Origin of the sequence: Stutzerimonas stutzeri (assembly GCF_024448955.1) — a bacterium.
GTDB lineage: Bacteria > Pseudomonadota > Gammaproteobacteria > Pseudomonadales > Pseudomonadaceae > Stutzerimonas > Stutzerimonas stutzeri_AQ.
The window spans coordinates 151,597-167,919 of the sequence record NZ_JAMOIH010000002.1 but is presented as its reverse complement, the minus strand read 5'-3'; the positions used below and the strand labels follow the sequence as shown (position 1 = coordinate 167,919).

Annotated in this window: 17 protein-coding genes; 4 read left to right on the top strand and 13 right to left on the bottom strand. The window is 61.2% G+C overall.

The window, feature by feature from the left end; genetic code table 11:
• Window positions 1–140: 140 nt before the first annotated feature.
• Window positions 141–650 carry an ATP-dependent zinc protease gene (locus NA645_RS02765; RefSeq protein WP_256047406.1) on the bottom strand — a complete coding sequence of 170 codons (510 nt, stop codon included), beginning with the start codon at window positions 648–650 and terminating at the stop codon, window positions 141–143.
• Window positions 651–833: 183 nt separating this feature from the next.
• Here NA645_RS02765 and dbpA point away from each other — a divergent pair, with 183 nt between their 5' ends.
• The gene (gene dbpA, locus NA645_RS02760) at window positions 834–2,213 is read left to right on the top strand and encodes an ATP-dependent RNA helicase DbpA (RefSeq protein WP_256047405.1); all 1,380 of its coding nucleotides are present in this window, start codon (window positions 834–836) and stop codon (window positions 2,211–2,213) included.
• Window positions 2,214–2,278: 65 nt separating this feature from the next.
• Here dbpA and NA645_RS02755 read toward each other — a convergent pair whose 3' ends face one another.
• The gene (locus tag NA645_RS02755) at window positions 2,279–3,760 is read right to left on the bottom strand and encodes a PhoX family protein (protein WP_256047404.1); all 1,482 of its coding nucleotides are present in this window, start codon (window positions 3,758–3,760) and stop codon (window positions 2,279–2,281) included.
• Between the two features lie 195 nt (window positions 3,761–3,955).
• On the opposite strand from NA645_RS02755, the gene yccS reads away from it, so the two are divergent.
• Window positions 3,956–6,142 carry a YccS family putative transporter gene (yccS, locus tag NA645_RS02750; protein ID WP_256047403.1) on the top strand — a complete coding sequence of 729 codons (2,187 nt, stop codon included), beginning with the start codon at window positions 3,956–3,958 and terminating at the stop codon, window positions 6,140–6,142.
• Here the strand turns inward: yccS and NA645_RS02745 are convergent.
• Window positions 6,106–6,891 carry a substrate-binding periplasmic protein gene (locus NA645_RS02745; protein WP_256047402.1) on the bottom strand — a complete coding sequence of 262 codons (786 nt, stop codon included), beginning with the start codon at window positions 6,889–6,891 and terminating at the stop codon, window positions 6,106–6,108. The genes yccS and NA645_RS02745 overlap by 37 nt on opposite strands.
• Before the next feature lie 151 nt (window positions 6,892–7,042).
• Here NA645_RS02745 and NA645_RS02740 point away from each other — a divergent pair, with 151 nt between their 5' ends.
• The gene (locus tag NA645_RS02740; protein WP_256047401.1) at window positions 7,043–8,227 is read left to right on the top strand and encodes an NAD(P)/FAD-dependent oxidoreductase; all 1,185 of its coding nucleotides are present in this window, start codon (window positions 7,043–7,045) and stop codon (window positions 8,225–8,227) included.
• 31 nt (window positions 8,228–8,258) lie between these two features.
• Here the strand turns inward: NA645_RS02740 and NA645_RS02735 are convergent, their stop codons facing one another.
• From NA645_RS02735 to NA645_RS02715, 5 genes are all read right to left on the bottom strand, one after another.
• Complete coding sequence (locus NA645_RS02735; protein WP_256047400.1) at window positions 8,259–8,447, bottom strand: hypothetical protein; 189 nt, start codon at window positions 8,445–8,447, stop codon at window positions 8,259–8,261.
• A gap of 57 nt (window positions 8,448–8,504) precedes the next feature.
• The gene (locus NA645_RS02730) at window positions 8,505–8,891 is read right to left on the bottom strand and encodes a hypothetical protein (protein ID WP_256047399.1); all 387 of its coding nucleotides are present in this window, start codon (window positions 8,889–8,891) and stop codon (window positions 8,505–8,507) included.
• 319 nt (window positions 8,892–9,210) lie between these two features.
• A complete protein-coding gene (locus tag NA645_RS02725) occupies window positions 9,211–9,684 on the bottom strand; it encodes a hemerythrin domain-containing protein (protein WP_256047398.1) in 474 nt (157 codons plus the stop codon).
• Window positions 9,685–9,812: 128 nt separating this feature from the next.
• Window positions 9,813–10,091 (bottom strand): DUF3509 domain-containing protein, encoded by a 279-nt coding sequence (locus tag NA645_RS02720; RefSeq protein WP_197444910.1) that lies wholly within the window; start codon window positions 10,089–10,091, stop codon window positions 9,813–9,815.
• A 202-nt stretch (window positions 10,092–10,293) separates the two neighbouring features.
• Complete coding sequence (locus NA645_RS02715; RefSeq protein WP_256047397.1) at window positions 10,294–10,914, bottom strand: class I SAM-dependent methyltransferase; 621 nt, start codon at window positions 10,912–10,914, stop codon at window positions 10,294–10,296.
• 235 nt (window positions 10,915–11,149) lie between these two features.
• On the opposite strand from NA645_RS02715, the gene NA645_RS02710 reads away from it, so the two are divergent.
• Window positions 11,150–11,527, top strand: a complete 378-nt coding sequence (locus NA645_RS02710) for a response regulator (RefSeq protein ID WP_256047396.1) — start codon at window positions 11,150–11,152, stop codon at window positions 11,525–11,527.
• A gap of 625 nt (window positions 11,528–12,152) precedes the next feature.
• On the opposite strand, the gene fba is transcribed toward NA645_RS02710, so the two are convergent.
• The 5 genes from fba to epd form a co-directional block, all read right to left on the bottom strand.
• Window positions 12,153–13,217, bottom strand: a complete 1,065-nt coding sequence (fba, locus tag NA645_RS02705) for a class II fructose-bisphosphate aldolase (protein ID WP_256047395.1) — start codon at window positions 13,215–13,217, stop codon at window positions 12,153–12,155.
• A 183-nt stretch (window positions 13,218–13,400) separates the two neighbouring features.
• On the bottom strand, window positions 13,401–13,733 hold the full coding sequence (locus tag NA645_RS02700; RefSeq protein WP_131649562.1) for an MliC family protein: 333 nt from the start codon (window positions 13,731–13,733) through the stop codon (window positions 13,401–13,403).
• 27 nt (window positions 13,734–13,760) lie between these two features.
• Window positions 13,761–13,955, bottom strand: a complete 195-nt coding sequence (locus NA645_RS02695; RefSeq protein ID WP_131649561.1) for a hypothetical protein — start codon at window positions 13,953–13,955, stop codon at window positions 13,761–13,763.
• A gap of 91 nt (window positions 13,956–14,046) precedes the next feature.
• The gene (locus NA645_RS02690) at window positions 14,047–15,210 is read right to left on the bottom strand and encodes a phosphoglycerate kinase (protein ID WP_256047394.1); all 1,164 of its coding nucleotides are present in this window, start codon (window positions 15,208–15,210) and stop codon (window positions 14,047–14,049) included.
• A gap of 49 nt (window positions 15,211–15,259) precedes the next feature.
• On the bottom strand, window positions 15,260–16,306 hold the full coding sequence (gene epd / locus NA645_RS02685; RefSeq protein ID WP_256047393.1) for an erythrose-4-phosphate dehydrogenase: 1,047 nt from the start codon (window positions 16,304–16,306) through the stop codon (window positions 15,260–15,262).
• Between the last annotated feature and the right edge of the window lie 17 nt (window positions 16,307–16,323).

Here is a 16,323-nt window from a genome sequence, read left to right as displayed (position 1 = left end):
AGCAAGACATAGCTCTGATTATTCTGACTTTAAACTTTAAAAAATAAAGGCGGATAAATGCAATTCAGAACGTGCTCCCTGGCAAATACCCATCAACTCGTTCTTCCGCATATCCGCCATCAGATGCTTGTGCATCCGCCTTAGCAGGTCGGTCGCCCCGCCGTGTACTTATCGGCCGGATCGATCGCGGCGTTCAGATCGCGGATGGTTTCGGCACCGATCAGCAAGGGATAACTGAAGTGGGTGCGATCGGTGAGATTCACCTCGGCCTCGCGCAGCTGGTCGCCGATGCATAGCTGCATGCCGATCACCGGACGCTCGGCTCGCGGCGGCTCGCTATTCGGATCGACCTTACTTCCTTCTTCTGCGCGCGTTTTGATCTGGCTGATACCGATCAGGGGCTGCTCATAAATAGTGTCATCGGCGCCATCGACCGCCAGACGGAAGCGCACCCAGTCCTCACCGTCACGCTGGAACTGCTCGATGTCACGCGCTGACAGCGATGCGGTCATGGCGCCGGTGTCCATCTTGGCCGGCAGGGTCTTGCCGATTTCTTCAATCTTGATGTGCTCGTAACGCCCGTAAAGCGTAGGGTCGGCCGCGAACGCCGGAAGCGCCAACAGCCCTGCAAGGAAAATAACGCGAGACAAAAACAACCTCCTGGAACGAATCATGGACAAGGTATCGATCGGCACCACACCCGTAGGGTTCCGTCTGCCTGTCCTACAAAACGTTTCGCCGCGATGGCGCGCCGCCTCGGTGGCACGCTTGATCTCCGCGTGAGCCAGCGGCCCTGATAGACTGCAGGCCGATCCCCGCCGAAGACCTCCCCCGTGCCCAGTACCGCATTTTCTTCCCTGCCTCTTTCCGCAGCCATGCTGGCCAACCTCGACGCCCTCGGCTACAGCGAGATGACGCCGATCCAGGCTCAGAGCCTGCCCGTGATGCTCAAAGGCATGGACCTTATCGCGCAGGCCAAGACCGGCAGCGGCAAAACCGCCGCCTTCGGCATCGCCCTGCTCGAACCGCTCAATCCGCGCTATTTCGGTTGTCAGGCTTTAGTGCTTTGCCCGACCCGCGAGCTTGCCGATCAGGTGGCCAAGGAACTGCGCCGGCTGGCGCGCGCGGCGGACAACATCAAGATCCTCACGCTCTGCGGCGGCGTCTCCATCGGCCCGCAGATCGGCTCGCTGGAGCACGGCGCACATGTCATCGTCGGGACCCCTGGGCGAATCCAGGAGCACCTGAAAAAAGGCACTCTAAAACTCGACGGCCTGAACACGCTGGTGCTCGACGAGGCCGATCGCATGCTCGACATGGGCTTTTACGATGCCATCGCGGAAATCATCGAGCAGACGCCGGGCAAGCGGCAGACGCTGCTGTTCTCGGCGACCTACCCTTCGGGCATCAAGCAACTTTCGGCTACCTTCATGCGCGACCCGCAGCAGGTGAAGGCCGAGGCGCTGCATGACGATTCACAGATCGAACAGCGCTTCTACGAAATCGACGCCGATGACCGAATGGATGCGGTGGTGCGCGTGCTCGCCAGTTTCCGGCCGGAAACTTGTGTCGCCTTCTGCTTTACCAAGCAGCAGTGCCAGGAACTGGTCGACCAGCTCACGGCCAAGGGCATCTCGGCCATGGCGCTCAACGGGGATCTGGAACAACGCGATCGAGACCAAGTGCTGGCGATGTTCGCCAACCGCAGTCTGTCGGTGCTGGTGGCCACCGATGTCGCCGCGCGCGGCCTGGATATCGACGCGCTGGACATGGTCATCAACGTCGAGCTGGCACGCGACTCGGAAATCCACATTCACCGTGTCGGGCGCACCGGGCGTGCCGGCAGAAAGGGGATCGCAATCAGCCTGGTGGCCCCCGCCGAAGCCCATCGCGCCCGCGCAATCGAAGAACGCCAGAAGGCGCCGCTCAACTGGCAGCCGCTGAGCGAACTGAAAGCGCAGCCTGGCGAGCTGCTACGCCCTCCCATGGTGACGCTCTGCATCGGCGCGGGACGCAAGGATAAATTGCGCCCCGGCGACATTCTGGGTGCGCTGACCGGCGATGCGGGCATTCCCGGCACCCAGGTTGGCAAGATTGCGATCTTCGATTTCCAGGCGTTCGTCGCCGTCGAGCGCGACGTCGCCAAACAGGCGTTGAATCGTCTCAATGCCGGGAAGATCAAAGGGCGGTCGTTGAAGGTGAGGCAGCTTTAAGCCGGAAGCCGGAAGCAAGCAGCTTTGACTTCCAGCTTCCAGCTTTAGACCTCCAGCTGCCTTTATTACAACGACCCGCGCGCCCATGGGCCCCAGATGGCGAACGTGATGCCAGGGGTCTGGATGTTGACGAAGAGGAAATGCCCGGTCGGATCGAAGCAGGCGCCGCAGAACTCACGGCTGCGATAATCGTCACCTGACACGTTCTTACCGGCCGCAGCAGCCTGGACGTCATCGAACACCACGTTGTTCTTGGCGAAAACATAGGCTTCACCGGCGGTGGTCAGGCCCAACAGGCGCTCGCCGAAACCGTACATGTCCTGCGCGCCACCGCCGTCTTCACAGAGCAGCACGCCGCCGCGCGGGCTGACCGTGATGTTGTCGGGGTTGTTGGCGATCTCGGCGTCCGTGGAAGCGAAGACACAGGTCAGGCGATCGGTGGCCAGGTCATGCATCCACACCGCGCCCTCTCCGTAGCCCGCACGGCCCTGGCTGTCCGTGCCAGCACTGGTATCAACAATGTAGAGCTTGCCTTCGCTGTACCAAATGCCTTCGCCGCGGCTCATGCTCAAACCACCGGCGCGACGTGCCTGGGCGTACGGGCCGCTACCTTCCGGCTGCGGTTCCAGGTCTGGATAGGCGACTTCAACCCACTCCAACTGGTAGCTGTCGCCCTGCTTCGGCGCGTGCAGATCGACCAGAGCACGATCTCGAACACGTGCCGCCTGCAGGATGCCGCCCGCGGCGAGTGAACCCGGCTGTTGGCTGGCATTGCTGGGGATGTAGCGGTAGTAGCCAGAACGGTTGCGTGAGTCTTCGGTCAAGTAGACGTAGCTGTTGCGCGGATCGACAGCGACCGCCTCGTGTGCGAAACGACCCATCTGGATAATCGGCTCGCCGGTAGTCAGCGCCGGGTCGGCTGTCACTTCGAATACATAGCCGTGGGCGCGACCACCGACACTGCGATAGTCGGCGGTGGTTTCTTCGCAGGACAACCAGGTGCCCCAAGGGGTGACGCCACCGGCACAGTTGGTGCGGGTTCCGCCCAGGCTCGGGACCGTACGGACAGGCTGCGCAATATCGCGGGAAACGTAGAGGTTCGTGGTGCCGCCGGCTGGACGCTGGCCATTGGACAGCGTGACGTCGTCATAGATGCCGGTGGCGTCGATCAACGGACCGGTGCTGGCTTCATGGTTACGGACCAGCACAATTTCCTGACCATGCTGACCACGGCGCACGCTGATAACGCCCATGCCGTCATGAGAGGTAGGAACGGGCTGGCCGTTTTCCATCATGTCGCCGGTCCAGGAAAAGCTTTTGTACTGAAAACCGTCGGGCAGCTGAAGCAGCTCAAGGCCAGTGGACAGGTCTTTGACTGGCCGCACTGGGCCGTAACTGCTACGAACCAGACCAGCGCCGCGGCCCTGAGCATTACGGGCGGCAAATGCTTCCAGCGTGCCGAGGAATGGCGTGCTGGCGACGACGGCGGCAGTAATGGCGCTGCCCTTGAGCAGGCTGCGGCGGCTGGCATCATGTTCACGGTTCATGCGATGTCCTCTGTTATAGGAATGGGAGGGAGCGCATGAATGAAGCCAGCCTAATGCGGCAGTTCGATGACCAGGCGATGGCGTTCCGGTGATGAGGGACGGATGGACGGTATAAGCTTTGCTAAGCGTACCGTGACGCACCGGCAATCCGGGCGTCCAACACCCATTGCCAAATCCAGATCCGGATCTTTCCTTATGCGTACGCCTTCGCTAAGTCACTCACTACGCCGAATCTGGGCTTTGGATAAGTTCGGCTACAGCTTGCGCGTATTGATCGCGCTGGCCAGCAGCATGAGTCTGAGCTGGCAACTCGGACTGCCTTCGATAGCCATTCCACTGTTTCTCGGCATCATTGCCAGCGCCCTGGCGGAAACTGACGACAGTTGGCTGGGGCGGCTATCAGCACTGCTGGTCACCTTGTTGTGCTTCGCCATTGCGGCCGTCTCGGTAAAGTTGCTGTTCCCCTTCCCATGGCTTTTTGTCAGTGGAATGGCCATCGCTGCATTCGCCCTGGTGATGCTTGGCGCGCTGGGTGAGCGCTACGCGACGATCGCCCAGGCGACGCTGATCCTGTCGATCTACAGCATGATCGCTGCCGATCAGCGCGGCGGCGACGCACTCAACCCCTGGACCGATCCGTTGCTGCTGCTTGCAGGGGCAACATGGTATGGCCTGCTGTCGGTCCTCTGGAATGCGCTGTTCTCGCACCAGCCGGTGCAGCAAAGCCTGGCCAGGCTGTATCGGGAGCTAGGGCAGTATTTCAAACTCAAGGCGACGCTGTTCGAGCCGTTACGCCAGCTCGATGTGGAGGAACGACGACTGCAACTGGCGCAGCAGAACGGGCGGGTGGTCAGCGCGCTCAACGCCACCAAGGAAACGCTCCTGCATCGCCTCGGCAACGGTCGGCCCGGCGTAAAGATCAGCCATTACCTCAAGCTGTACTTCCTCGCCCAGGATCTGCACGAGCGCGTCAGCTCCTCGCACTATCCCTACCAGGCGCTGGCCGAAGCCTTTTTCCATAGCGATGTGTTGTTCCGCTGCGGCAGGCTGCTGCGGCTGCAGGGCGTCGCCTGCGCCGAACTGGCCAAGGCCATTCAGCTGCGTCAGCCCTTCCGCTACAGCGAAGCCAATGCCCAGGCACTCGGCGATCTGGAATCGTCGCTGGAACACCTGCGGATGCAGAGCAATCCGGCCTGGCGCGGCCTGTTGCGTTCGCTGCGCGCGCTGTCGAGCAACCTGACGACGATGCAACGCCAACTCGCCAGCGCCAGCAACCCCGACGCTCTGGAAGGCGAACAGGACAGCAGCCTGCTGGACCGCAAGCCGCAATCGCTACGCGACGCCCTTGCCCGCATCCGCTTGCAGCTGACGTCCACCTCGCTGTTGTTCCGCCATGCCCTGCGCATGAGCCTGGCGCTGGTGTGCGGCTACGCGGTGCTGCACGCGATCCACCCGGAACAGGGTTATTGGGTGCTGCTGACGACGGTGTTCGTCTGCCAGCCGAACTATGGCGCGACACGGATCAAGCTGGTGCAACGTGTGACCGGCACCCTGCTCGGGCTGGTGGTGGGCTGGGCGCTGTTCGATCTGTTCCCTAGCCAGCAGATCCAGGCGCTTTTCGCCGTGGTCGCCGGGGTGGTGTTCTTCGCCACGCGCAGCAGCCGCTACACCCTGGCGACCGCCGCAATCACCTTGCTGGTGCTGTTCTGCTTCAACCAGGTCGGTGACGGCTACGGGCTGATCTGGCCGCGGCTGGTCGATACTCTGCTGGGCAGCCTGATCGCCGCGGCGGCGGTGTTCCTGATTCTTCCTGATTGGCAAGGCCGTCGTCTCAACCAGGTTGTCGCCAACACCCTCAGCCGCAGCGCGGATTACCTGCGGCAGATCATGCGCCAGTACGAGAGCGGCAAACGCGACGATCTGGCGTACCGTCTGGCCCGACGCAACGCGCACAACGCCGATGCCGCCCTGTCGACCACGCTGTCGAACATGCTGCTGGAGCCCGGTCATTTCCGAAAGGATGCCGAGACCGGCTTCCGCTTTCTGATTCTCTCCCACACGCTGCTCAACTATCTGTCAGGGCTGGGCGCACACCGCGAAAGTCTGCCCGACGATGCCCGCGACGACATGCTCGAACGTGCGGCGCAACAGCTGGCGAGCAGCCTCGACGAGCTCGCGACGGCCCTGCAAACCAATCAGCCAGTAGCGGTCTACAGCGATGAGGAAGAAGCTCTCGCGCAACAGCTCGAACAGGCGTCCGAGGACCAGGACGATGCACACCGGCTGCTGCAGACCCAGTTGGGTCTGATCTGCCGCCAGCTGGCGCCGCTGCGCAGTATGGCCAGTCACCTGGTGCGCCAGGCATCCCCGGCTCGGGGCTGAGGCAACGCTTCGGGCGCAGGCAGCCCATGGCGGAGAAAGATCGCCGCATAGCTGCCTTCTTTTTCCATCGCCGCGATCTCGCGATTGAACGCTGCGAGGATCGCTGCCTGCTGCGGATGGCTGTTGCGTACCGCCAGCGACAGATCGCGCAGGCGGAATTCACCCGGCACGAACGACAAGGCGTCGCTCACCTGCTTCAGTTCGCGACGGAAATGGAACAGGGCGGTGCGCTCATCTTCCAGCGTCAAATCGACGCGCCCGACGGCTAACATCCTCGCCGCCTGCACGAAATTCGCGGCGTACCCCTTGTTCAAGCGCGAATCATTTTCCAGCTCCTCGCTATAGCCATAGCCGCGACTCAGCGCAACGGCATAACCCGCAAGACTGGCGAGGCCGTCATAGCGTATGTCACTGTCGCGTCGCTGCACCCAACGCATGCGATTGGTCAAAAAAGGCTGTGAGCGGCGCACATAACCGGCTCGGTTGAGGGCCGGCCAACCATTGACCATGTCGTAGCTGCCAGTCTTCAGCCCCACCAGAGCGCGCTCCCAGGGCACCTCGATGTATTCGATCCGGTAGCCCGCACGGCCAAGCGCAGTGCGGATGAGCTCGACCGACAAACCATCCTCGAGCAGACGTCGATCCGTATAAGGCGGCCAGGTGTTGCCAGCCAGACGCAGCACGTCGGCCGGAAGGGACGTGCTCGCCAGCAGCAATGCCAACCATAGAAGACGGCTTGAACGTTTCATGGACTTCTCGCCCTCATAGCGAAGCGCCATTACTCATAGCAAAGCACAAGGTGAACCGATTGCCATGTTCGTCTCGTCGGCTGCCCCAAGCCCAGGCTGCAGTAGCCCGGCGGCAGGAGTACCATCTCGCGTTTTCGAGTCGAGGTGAGCGGTGTTGCAAACGGATGTGGTGGTAATTGGCGCGGGGGCTGCCGGACTGATGTGCGCTTTCACGGCGGCGGCACGCGGCCGTCGCGTTCTGCTGCTCGACCATGCCAACAAGGCCGGCAAGAAAATTCTCATGTCCGGCGGCGGACGCTGCAATTTCACCAATATGTACACCGAGCCGGCCAACTTCCTCTCCGGCAATCCGCATTTCTGCAAATCCGCCCTGGCGCGTTATACCCAATGGGATTTCATCGAGATGGTCAGCCGTCATGGCGTGCCCTATCACGAGAAAAAACTCGGCCAGCTGTTTTGCGACAACAAGGCCAGCGACATCCTCGACATGTTGTTCGAGGAGTGCCGACAAGCGGGCGTCGACCTTCGCCTGAATACGAGCGTGCAGTCGGTCGAACGCAACGAGGACGGCTATCGGTTGCAAAGCGATGCCGGCGAACTGGCCTGCCAGTCGTTGGTGATCGCGACGGGCGGGCTGTCGATTCCGACACTCGGCGCCAGCGGTTTCGGTTATCAGATCGCACGTCAGTTCGGCCACAGCGTGTTGCCGACTCGCGCCGGCCTGGTGCCGTTCACCATCACCGAACCGCAGCTCAAGGGAATATGCGAAGCCCTGTCGGGCACCTCGGTCGAGGATTGCCTGGTCAGCTGCAACGGCCAGAGTTTCAAGGAAAACATCCTGTTCACCCATCGCGGGCTTTCCGGGCCGGCGATTCTGCAGATTTCCTCGTACTGGCAGCCGGGCGACGTCATCGAAATCAACCTGTTGCCGCACCTGAACCTCGTCGACTGGCTGGCCGAACAGCGCCGTGAACGCCCCAACACCGAGCTGAAAACGCTGCTCGGCGAGCTGTTCACACGCAAGATGGCGGGGCTGCTGGCCGAGCATTGGTTCATTTCCAGACCGCTGAAGCAGTACAGCCCGGCTGAGCTCGAAGACGTGTCGGAAAAGCTCGGCAACTGGCAACTGGTCCCGGCCGGTACCGAAGGCTATCGCACCGCGGAGGTGACATTGGGTGGCGTCGACACGCGCGAGGTGTCGTCGAAGACCATGGAGTCGCAGAAGGCACCGGGCTTGTACTTCGTGGGTGAAGTGCTGGATGTCACCGGCCATCTCGGCGGTTTCAATTTCCAATGGGCCTGGGCATCCGGCTACGCGGCGGCCCAGTACGTGTAGCGGCTCGCTCAGCCGCGGCGTACGAGCCCTGTCATTCGTTGGCCATATTCGAAGGTGGCGAAATCTCGCGCGGCCCGGCCGGGTCGGTGGCCGTGTTCTGGTATTCCTGTTGATTTTCGCTGGTGTTATCCATTGCCGACGGCTCTTCGTCCGGCGAGCAGGCGCTCAGCATCAGCGCCACAGGTAGCGCAGCGGCGACGGCGATATATTTCGACTTCATCCAAACCTCCAGGAGAGCGCCTCGCCAGGCTCGCGAGGCGCCGTTGAATTTAAAACCTTACTGGGACGCACCCGTACCGGTGCCGGTGGGATTGGGCGCGGTGCCGGCACCCGACTCGGTCCCCAGACCGCTGCCGTTGTCGGCCGGGGCGGTGTTCATGCCATCCGAATTACCCGTTCCAGTTGTGACGCCGGTGCCGGTGCCGGTTTCCGCGCCAGCGCCCGTACCAGTTCCGGTAGTGCCCGGCCCTGCGCCCGTTCCAGCGCCCGTTCCAGCGCCAGTTCCGGTAGCCGGCGGTGTGGCAGCAGGCGGCGTAGTGGCAGGAGCCGCAGGCTGCTCGGTTGCCGGCGGCGGCGGGGTCTGTTCGCGCTCAAGATCCTCATCCGGGCCGCAGCCGACCAGCAGCAGACCTAGAACAGGGGCAGACAAGTAAGCAAGACGCATGGATAACCCTCCAGAAAGATGAAAGCCGACTAACAAGCCGGAGATAGGACAAATCAATCCTTCTGAAACTGACCTTTCACAAGGGGGAGAGTGCCCACACTACGCCGCAGACCGGGTGTCAACCGCTCAACGGTATCGGTCCTGCCATGCATATCCAGCGCGCCGGCGTATAAAACAAAGGCTCTGATCGATCTCAGCCGATGCCCTGCAGGCCGTTCGGACTGGCTATCGAACCGATACGTCAACCGGCGCGACAGTTAGCTGCGCGCCGGTTAGGCGTGAACAATGTGCCGAGGCGTTGCGCCCGGTACCGCAAGCATTAAGCCGCTTTGCTAGCAACGAATTCCTTCTTCAGGCGGTCTCTGAGTTCGCTCATCTGCTTACCCATCTCTTCCAGCCTGGCCTCGTCGAACAGCTCGCGCGCCTGGGGAAACATTTCCGATTCCTCTTCCTCGATGTGGTGCTCGAGCAGCTCCTTGCAGACTTTGGCGCGGCCTGAGAACTCGACGCTCCCTGGATCGGTCACCTTGAGATCAGGCAGCACGAGAGAATCCACCGCGCGATGCTCCTCCTTGGCCTCGTGATACATTTTCAACTCTTCCTTTCCACCCGCTTCCTTATAGGCCGGGTAGAGAATCTGCTCTTCGAGCTGGGTATGGATGGTCACTTCCATTTCAAGTTTTTGCAGCAGATCGGTACGAGTCTTTACCGCACGCTCTGTGCTCTCGGTCAGGCGCGTCAGGATGTCCTTCACTCGTTCGTGGTCTTCAATCAACAGGTCAATGGCATTCATGTGGGATTCCTCATCACTTAATCGGCTTGCTGCACCCGGACTCTTCTGGTCCGGTAGGTTCGCCTGCGCCAGATCGCGCAGTGCTTATCCGAAGCTGGGCCCACTGCACGGCGGGCCCAGCGATCGGTTCAGGCGTAATCGTAGGTCGGCAGCCCAGTGCGGCTCTGGCTCTGCAACCGGGCGATGGCAGGCGACATGCCAGCCTCCAGCGCCAGGTCGCGGCGGATCGAGCTGATGACCCATTCCAGCTGAATATTGGTCTGGGTCTGACCCTTGGAAAGAGCGCGCTTGATGATGTCCCGATCATCGTTACGCAGCGTCAAGAGAAGCCCCCCATCCGGACGAGGGGTGGTGAGTACTTCGAACTCAGGAAACGCGGCAGAGAGAGTTTTTTCAGCGGCGATCATTATTGTGTACTCCGGTTATGGTCCAGCTTCCTTAACTAGAGCAGCGTTCATGCCAACCGGGATAGATCATGAAACCCACAGAATTCAGTGACTTGCGTCACATAATAGCGTTTTGGATGCATGCAAAACGCATGAAGCCAAGCTTCACGACATGCATTCTGCGTTACAGATGAACAACCGCCGCTTGCCGCTGTCCGCCACTTCAGCCCTTGCGCCAGACGCTGGCGAGCCACGGTTGCCGCTCGCGGGGCAAGCCCTCCGGCCGGTAGTAGTGTTCCAGTTCGATGAAGCCCGCCGACCGCAGCAATTCCCGCCAGGCTGGCCAGTCGTACCAAGTGCCATAACGCGAACCGCTCCAGCCCTCCTGATTGTTGCCGCGCGGATTGGAGCTGAACAGCACGCCACCGCCGCGAAGCGCAGCATGCAACTTCAGCAGAACCGCGCCGATTTCACGGCTGGGAAGATGAAACAGCACCGCATTGGCAAATATGCCGTCGAACGCTTCGGCGGGCAGGTCCAGCTGCAGGAAGTCTTGGTGCAGCACCTCGCAACCGCTGTCGGCCCGCGCCATGGACACGAAGGGTTCGGCGCCATCCAGCCCGACGGCGATATGGCCGAGGGATGTGAATGTCTTGAGGTCTCGCCCGGGGCCACAACCCAGGTCGAGAATGCGAAAAGGCGGTTCGCCGCGGATGTTTCGCAACAATGCTTCGATATTCTGGCTGACATCATGGTCGCGTGTGCCCTCGCGAAACGCCTCGGCATTGGCGCGATAGTCATCCAGCGTGCGTTCAGCGACGGTACGGGGATCTTCATTGGTCATGGTGGATTCCAAAGTTACTGACTTGAGCCATGGTCTTCTGATAGAGGTTCGTACCATAGTCCAGTACCCTGCTGGGCATGTACCGACGGGGCACTCGATCGGATCAGCCGATTGCCAGCACTCATGAACTTGGGAAGCGCCGTCGTGCTCCAAGTGTTCGTCCCGCGCCGGAACCATCACTGGCCTGACACACAGTACGTTCACAAGCTATTGCACAAGAATCGAGAATCCCCCGATGAGCCAAGCACCCGCCAAAGTTGTCCTGCTCGTTGAGGACGAACCCCACATTCTCGGCCTGTTGTCTGACTATCTAGCAGGGGAAGGCTACAAGGTTCTGGAGGCGGCGGATTCAGCCCGAGCTTTCGAAATTTTGGCAACCAAGCCGCGACTGGACCTGCTGGTAACCGATTTCAGACTGCCCGGTGGTGTTTCAGGCGTGATGATCGCGGAGCCGGCAATCAAGTTGCGGCCCGATCTGAAAGTCATTTTCATCAGCGGTTATCCGATCGAGATCCACGAATCCGGAAGCCCCATCGCCCGCTCCGCCCCGATCATCGCAAAGCCCTTCTCGCTCGATAATCTGCACAGCCAGATTCAGCAACTATTGGACTAAAGAGTTCATCTAACGCTCAGCGTAGCCGGTGTCTGAGTCGTACTCCAAAGACCAAGTGCGCCTGGTAATACCGGGCAGGCAAAAGCTTCGCCCCGAGGGCGGGCCTCCCACAAAACGCACGCTGGATCATAAGACCCGCAGCGATTCTCAGCCGGCCCAAAGTAACATTGATGATGCTGGCTTGGCTTTGCACGAACTGCCAGGCGACACCAAACGCCCCTTCAGGAGGGTGAACGGAATCGTTGCGCAGAGGGGCAGCCGCAGGGATGCAGCGAGAGCCGTAAAGGGCATGGATGGCCCTTGTACGGCGACCCTCGGAGCGGCGATGGAGTGAACGAACCCGGAGCGAAGCGCAGGGCCGTATGTGGGGGCAAGCGTTTTCGGTTACTTTTTCGGCGACTGGAAAAAGTGACTCGCCCAGCAGGGCGAAACCAAGCTATCAGACGGCTCTATAGGGGCCAATGAAAGCAGAACTTTCATTAACACACCCAAACTTGCATCCGATGTCAATCCTTTGTTTCCCCTGACAAAGCGTGATGAACCAAAAAACGAAACCCCGCAAAAGCGGGGTTTCGTCAATTCGGGCTCGCATCAAGCGGGCCCTGGCTCAGACGTCAGCGCCGACTCAGTTGACCTTGGGGTCCAGCTCGCCGGAGGCATAACGCTGGAACATGCCTTCCAGGGAGATCGGCTTGATCTTCGAGGCATTTCCAGCGGTGCCGAAGGCTTCGTAGCGCAGAATGCAGATGTCACGCATGGCCGCGACGGTCTTGGCCAGGTACTTGCGGGGATCGAATTCGGCGGTGTTCTTCGCCATGAATTCGCGGATCGCACCGGTGGAGGCCAGGCGCAGGTCAGTGTCGATATTGACCTTGCGCACGCCGTACTTGATGCCTTCGACGATCTCTTCGACCGGTACGCCGTAGGTTTCTTTGATGTCGCCACCGTACTCGTTGATGATTTTCAGCCACTCCTGCGGAACGGAGGAGGAGCCGTGCATCACCAGGTGCGTATCGGGAATGCGCTGGTGGATTTCCTTGATGCGCTGGATCGACAGGGTGTCGCCGGTCGGCGGCTTGGTGAATTTGTAGGCGCCGTGGCTGGTGCCGATGGCGATGGCCAGGGCGTCCACCTTGGTCTTCTTCACGAAGTCGGCGGCTTCTTCCGGATCGGTCAGCAGCTGGCTGTGGTCCAGCGTGCCTTCGGCACCGACACCGTCTTCTTCGCCGGCCATGCCGGTTTCCAGGCTACCCAGGCAGCCCAGTTCGCCTTCCACCGATACGCCGCAGGCGTGGGAGAAAGCAACGGTCTGCTGAGTGACACGCACGTTGTATTCGTAATCGGACGGCGTCTTGCCGTCTTCACGCAGCGAGCCGTCCATCATTACCGAGCTGAAGCCCAGCTGGATCGAGCGCTGGCAGATATCCGGGCTGGTGCCGTGGTCCTGGTGCATGCACACCGGGATATGCGGGAACTCTTCGATCGCCGCCAGGATCAGGTGGCGCAGGAAGGGGGCGCCAGCGTATTTGCGGGCACCGGCAGAAGCCTGGACGATCACCGGGGAGTCGGTCTTGTCGGCCGCTTCCATGATGGCTCGCATCTGCTCGAGGTTGTTCACGTTGAAGGCCGGCACGCCGTAGCCGAACTCGGCGGCGTGGTCGAGCATCTGGCGCATGCTGATGAGTGCCATGTTTTCCTTTCTCCCGGTTTGGGTCGTTTATTCGTTTAAAGCCTGCCGCAGGGGCGGGCGCTGTTCAAGCACCGCGCGGTAAAGCGCGGCATTGTAGTGGCGGACGGCTCAAAAACCATCAGTTCTGGCGAAACGCCGCAAATCGCTCCATGCCGACCCGCTGCGTAGGGGCGTCTCGGCATCTCAAATGGTGATCAGCGAAGCGCTGCAGCCATGGGCCAGCAGCTTGTCGTCGGCGGTCCGAAAGACTAACGCCTGGTTGCCTTTGTCGTGGAAAGCCACCACACCGTCGCTATAGAAAGCACCACGAGTGGCAGGTTCCTTGCGCAGCCGGTGAACCTGCTCGCTATCACCGATCTTCAGCTCTACCGTTTGACGACTGTCATCGGCGTAGCGCCAGGCGATGTTCTGTTGGCTCTGGCATTTCCAGCGAACGAAGGGTGCGTCGGGGCCGGATTGCCAGTGACCGCAACCGCTGAGCAGCAGTGCGGCAAACGGGATGTACAGGCCTTTCATCGCTTCTCCTTGCTTGGCTGCGTCAGCTCAGGGGCAATCCTGAACGTCCGCAGCGGTTCCAGCGGTTGGATCGCCGGTGCTTTGCATCTGCACCCGTTGATCATTCTGTGCAGTGGGGCTTTCGATTGGTGGCGGGTCGATCACTTCGCAAAGCGAATCCGGCGCGCCACCGGCACAACCGGCCAGGCCAAGACAGCAAACAGCTAGAGCGGCATAACGCATGGTAAGTCTCCATTCCGTGCTCAGACAAAACAGAGACCTCATCAAGCTTCAGGGGTTGCCTTGGCGTTTCGCTTGTTATGCCTAACGAGCGTTACTGTGCGGCTCGCTCCTCGAGGATTTCCACTGCCGGGAGCACCTTACCCTCGACGAATTCGAGGAAGGCGCCGCCGCCAGTGGAGATATAGGAGATCTTCTCGCCCACGCGGTACTTGTCGATGGCCGCCAGGGTATCGCCGCCGCCCGCGATGGAGAATGCCGGGCTTTCAGCGATGGCATCGGCCAGCACCTTGGTGCCGTTGCCGAACTGATCGAACTCGAATACGCCCACCGGACCGTTCCAGAGGATGGTCTTCGAGGACTTGAGCAGCTCGGCGAAATTGGCCGCGGTCTGTGGGCCGATGTCCAGAATCATGTCGTCGTCGGACACATCGGCAACGGCTTTTACCGTGGCCTCGGCATCCTCGGCGAAGGCCTTGGCCACCACCACGTCCACCGGCAGCGGCACGCTGACCCTGGCGGCGATGGCCTTGGCGGTGTCCACGAGATCGGCTTCATAAAGCGACTTGCCCACCGGAAAGCCCGCTGCGGCCAGGAAGGTATTAGCGATGCCACCGCCGACGATCAGCTGATCACAGACCTGGCTCAGGCTGTTCAGCACGTCCAGTTTGGTCGAGACCTTGGAGCCAGCGACGATGGCCGCCATCGGCTTGGCCGGGCTTTTCAGCGCCTTGCCCAGCGCATCGAGTTCAGCGGCCAGCAGCGGACCGGCACAGGCGACCTTGGCGAATTTGGCCACGCCATGGGTCGAGCCTTGGGCGCGGTGAGCGGTGCCGAAGGCATCCATAACGAAGACGTCGCACAGCGCGGCGTACTTCTGCGCCAGTTCGTCGGTGTTCTTCTTCTCACCCTGGTTGAAGCGCACATTTTCCAGCAGCACCAGCTCACCGGCCTTGACCTCGACGCCGTCGAGGTAATCGCGGACCAGCGGGACTTCGCGGTTCAAAGCCTTGCTCAAATAGTCGGCGACCGGCTTGAGACTGTCTTCCTCGCTGAACACGCCCTCCTCCGGGCGGCCCAGGTGCGAGCAGACCAGCACCGCCGCGCCCCTCTCCAGCGCCAGCTTGATGGTCGGCAGCGAAGCCAGGATGCGCGCATCGCTCTTCACCGCGCCATCCTTCACCGGCACGTTGAGGTCTTCGCGGATCAGCACGCGCTTACCCTGCAGGTCGAGGTCGTTCATCTTCAAAACGGTCATGTTGATCTTCCTTAAAAGTACGAAACAGCGAAACTCAAGACGCGGCCCGCTAGGGGCGATGAGCCACGCACAGATAGTGTTCGGCAACATCCAGCATACGGTTGGCGAATCCCCATTCGTTGTCGAACCAGGCCAGCAGATTCACCAGCCGCGGCCCGGAAGCTCGCGTCAGGCTGCCATCGACGATCGCCGAATGCGGGTCGTGATTGAAGTCGCAGCTGGCATGGGGCAGCTCGGTGTACGCCAGCAATCCCCTCAACGGCCCGTTTTCGGCGGCCTCGCGCAGCACCCGGTTGACGGTTTGCGCGTCCGTGTCACAGGACGTCTGCAGGGTGATATCCAGGCAGGACACGTTCACCGTCGGCACCCGAACGGCTTTGGCCTGAATCCGTCCGGAGAGTTCCGGCAGCAGCCGTTCAATTCCCTTGGCCAATCCGGTGGACACCGGAATAACAGACTGGAAGGCCGAGCGCGTGCGGCGCAGGTCGTCGTGGTGATAGGCGTCGATCACCGGCTGGTCGTTCATCGCCGAGTGGATGGTGGTGATGGAGGCGTACTCGATACCCACCGCGTCGTTGAGCAACTTCAGCAACGGCACGCCGCAGTTGGTGGTGCAGGAAGCATTTGAAACCAGCCGTTCGGCGCCGGTCAGCTGCCTGTGGTTGATGCCCATTACCACGGTGGCATCGACATCCGCAGCACCCGTCATCGGCTGGGAGAACAGCACCCGCGGCACACCGGCAGCGAGAAAACGCTCGCCACCGGCGCGGGTGTTGTAGGCGCCTGAGCATTCCAACACCAGGTCCACGCCCAGCACCGACCAGTCGATAGCCTCCGGCGTAGACTCACGCAGCACCTTCACGCAGTCGCCATTGAGGTGCAGGCAATCGCCATCCACGCTCACCTCGCCGGGAAAGCGCCCATGGGTGGAGTCGAAGCGGGTCAGGTATTCCAGGCTGGCCATGTCGGCCAGATCGTTGAGGGCAACGATCTGGAAATCGAATGCGGCATCACGTTCGTAGAAGGCGCGCAGCACGCAGCGGCCAATACGGCCGTAACCGTTAAGCGCGATGCGGTAAGAAGGAGTTCGGGGCATTCGCGGCTCGTCTCTGG